We start from the raw sequence: 3,236 nt of genomic DNA, 5'->3' as shown, positions 1-3,236 counted from the left end.
TGAGTTAACTATTTACCCAATTCGCAATTATCCAGATCAGGTATCACTTCATTCTTACACTTTATACCTGCCCCTCTCATTGCCTGTTTCATATCTTGCATTTGTTTATCCATAAGCTGTATATGATCCAGCATATGATTAATAGCATGTGCAACAGGATCCGGAGAATCCGCTGTCGTTCCATAGGCATCAAAACCCATCTTATTGGCAATTTTCTTACGTTCGGCCGTTTGCGCATCCGGTGCACCAACAACCCGCCCTGGAATACCAACCACCGTTGCACCATCTGGCACAGCCTTTAAAATTACTGAGTTAGAGCCTACCCGCGCATTCTCACCAATTTCTATCGGCCCTAATATTTTCGCCCCGGCACCGACAACAACACCATTTTTTAAAGTGGGGTGTCTTTTGCCTTTATTCCAGCTGGTTCCACCTAGAGTAACCCCATGATACAAGGTACAATCGTCACCTATTATCGTTGTTTCACCGATCACTACGCCCATACCATGATCAATAAAAAACCTTCGTCCGACGACTGCTCCCGGATGAATTTCTATCCCCGTTAACCAGCGACTGATATGGGCAATAAAATTGGCAATAAACTTAAAGTCTTTTATCCACAAACGATGGCAGAGCCTATGCAATGATATGGCATGAAACCCCGGATAAACAAAAATAACTTCCCAAATTGTCTGTGCAGCTGGATCGCGCTCAAAAACACAGGCAATATCTTCTTTTATTAAATCAATCATATTTTTTATGCAGTATCGCCGTTGATTTTTTTAAAATACCACGCAGAATATCCAGTTCTTTTGTATCCAGAGCCGCCCTATGATACACACGACGTAAACGGCGCATAATTGAGGTAGATTTATCAGGATTGATAAATCCAATTTCATCCAGTGCCTGATATAAATGTTCATAAAATGATTCCATTTGAGCCGAACTAGCTAAAGGAACATCACGTAATTCTGGTTTTGCTACTTGCTCACTTGAAGCAACTAATAATTCATAACAAACCACTTGTACAGCCGCAGCAATATTCAGCGAACTATATGCCGTATTACTAGGAATAGTCAGTAAAGTTTGACATAAATCAAGTTCATGGTTTTTTAATCCCGAATTCTCTCGGCCAAACAGAATTGCAATTTTATTATCTTGTGCTTCAACCGCTAGTCTTTGCGCACAAATTCTAGGAGATTCCTCAGGAACCGTAATAGTCCTTGAGCGGGCACTTGCCCCGATTACCAACTGACAATCGGCAATGGCATCCTGTAACGTGTCACACAGCACCGCAGATGCCAAAATATCATCTGCTCCCGATGCTCTGGATGTTGCATCAGCACTAGGAAATATTTTAGGAGTAACCAGATACAACTCGCTCATGCACATATTTTTCATGGCTCTGGCAACTGCTCCTATATTTCCTGGGTGACTTGTTTCAACCAATACAATCCTGATATTTGACAGCAATGTTCAACCCCATGAATAAACCTAGAAAAATAAAAACCACTATAGCAAAATTTTTGCTATTCTATATGGTTTTCTAATTGCTCATTAAAATTTAAGCTATGCATCCAATGCTCACTATCGCCATCCGCGCTGCGAGAAACGCGGGCGACATCATTCTTCGTGCATCAGAACATGTCAGCCACATTCAAGTTGATAATAAAGAGCAACATGATTTCGTTACAGAAATTGATCGTCAGGCAGAGTTTGAAATTATAAAAATCATTAAAGCCGCCTACCCTGACCACTCAATTCTTGCTGAGGAAAGCGGACAACATGAAGGCAATGAATACACCTGGATCATTGACCCTTTAGATGGCACAACAAATTTTTTGCATGGTTTCCCACACTATGCAGTCTCAATCGCTTTAAAACACAAAAACCGGCTTGAAGTTGGTGTTATTTACTTACCACTAACTAATGAACTCTTCACAGCCGCACGCGGTGAAGGTGCCATGCTCAACAACCGCCGCATTCGTGTTACAAAACAGACTAGCCTTGCTGGTGCATTAATCGGCACTGGGTTTCCTTTCAAAACACAACAACAAAAATACCTGGATGCCTATCTGGATATGTTTAAAGCGGTTTGTATTAATACGTCCGGAATACGTCGCACTGGTTCAGCTGCAATAGATCTAGCTTTTCTAGCGGCGGGGCGTTTAGATGCTTTTTGGGAAGTAGACTTAAAGCCCTGGGATATTGCTGCCGGCATTATCATTGTTAAAGAAGCAGGTGGTGTCGTGACCGATCTTTCTTTTAACGATCAATATCTGGAAACAGGAAATATTATTTCCGGCAATCCAAAAATGCACCAACTGATGTATCAGCTTATTGAACCGCATGTAACTGATAACTTGAAATAATAGCCGATTAATCAAGGGGGAATCTTGCCCCCTTGTCCTTCTATTCTCGATAGTTTATTTCTTTATTTGTAACCAAATGCAACTTCCTCTCGATGGCTATATAATGCTCTGAGCAAGAAAACTTAATGATTCACCACAAGCCACAATAACCTTCTCTATAACACCATTACCTGTCCTTGATTATTAACCTTTCAGTGAATCAAGGTCTTGCGATGCGACCCGATTTTCTCCTGACAGTATTTGCGCCTTTGTATCATTCCTTAATTTATCCTCTTCTTTTTTCTTAAGCCCAAATCTAGCAAGATCTTTCCAGTTCTCTTTTTTTGTAACAACATTTCTCATTGCTGTTACATCAGCAGACAGGTCGTTTTTAATAAGGTTAACAACCGCATTTCGTTTATCCTGAACTTTGCTTAAAGATGATGTTTCAGACTCTACTTTATTTAAAAAGTTATTTTTTGTAGCCGTACCTTTACCTCCATAAGTTCGCCCCTCCATATGACGTTTGCTTTGTAAATTTATGGCAAACCCAGCATTTGCACGGCTAGCAGCTCGGTCACGCATATTTTGTCCCTTTGTACCTGTTTTAAAATAGGGTAGTTTTGCAGCGGCTTGAAGTATTGCTGCCTGTGGCTGATGATCAGCGGTTAGATCATCATATCTTGGTTTTGGCATGGAAGCATAAGTTCCAGTTAAACCTTCAAGTTTATATTTCTCTACCGCATCTTTTAACTTTCCTGTTCCACCCAAAATACTTTTTACTTTCCCGGATAGAACTACTTCCTTTTGTAAGATTTGTTTATTCAAATCAGTATTTTTTGTAACTACTCAGCGTAATTTACAGTTGGATAAAATTATAAAGAA

4 protein-coding genes are annotated in these 3,236 nt (G+C 40.3%); 1 reads left to right on the top strand and 3 read right to left on the bottom strand.

The window, feature by feature from the left end; all coding sequences use genetic code 11:
* Positions 1–8 precede the first annotated feature (8 nt).
* Together cysE and CDZ78_RS15820 are read right to left on the bottom strand one after the other, a co-directional pair.
* Positions 9–752, bottom strand: a complete 744-nt coding sequence (cysE, locus tag CDZ78_RS15825) for a serine O-acetyltransferase (RefSeq protein WP_087870867.1) — start codon at positions 750–752, stop codon at positions 9–11.
* A complete protein-coding gene (locus CDZ78_RS15820; protein WP_087870866.1) occupies positions 745–1,473 on the bottom strand; it encodes an RNA methyltransferase in 729 nt (242 codons plus the stop codon). Before CDZ78_RS15820 ends, cysE begins: the two co-directional genes overlap by 8 nt.
* Before the next feature lie 98 nt (positions 1,474–1,571).
* Between CDZ78_RS15820 and CDZ78_RS15815 the strand changes: the two genes are divergently transcribed.
* Positions 1,572–2,372 carry an inositol monophosphatase family protein gene (locus tag CDZ78_RS15815; protein ID WP_087870865.1) on the top strand — a complete coding sequence of 267 codons (801 nt, stop codon included), beginning with the start codon at positions 1,572–1,574 and terminating at the stop codon, positions 2,370–2,372.
* A 183-nt stretch (positions 2,373–2,555) separates the two neighbouring features.
* On the opposite strand, the gene CDZ78_RS15810 is transcribed toward CDZ78_RS15815, so the two are convergent.
* Positions 2,556–3,179 (bottom strand): hypothetical protein, encoded by a 624-nt coding sequence (locus CDZ78_RS15810; RefSeq protein WP_140414114.1) that lies wholly within the window; start codon positions 3,177–3,179, stop codon positions 2,556–2,558.
* Positions 3,180–3,236 lie beyond the last annotated feature (57 nt).

Source organism: Bathymodiolus platifrons methanotrophic gill symbiont (assembly GCF_002189065.1).
Lineage (GTDB): Bacteria > Pseudomonadota > Gammaproteobacteria > Methylococcales > Methylomonadaceae > Methyloprofundus.
This window is presented reverse-complemented; position numbering and strand designations above follow the sequence as displayed.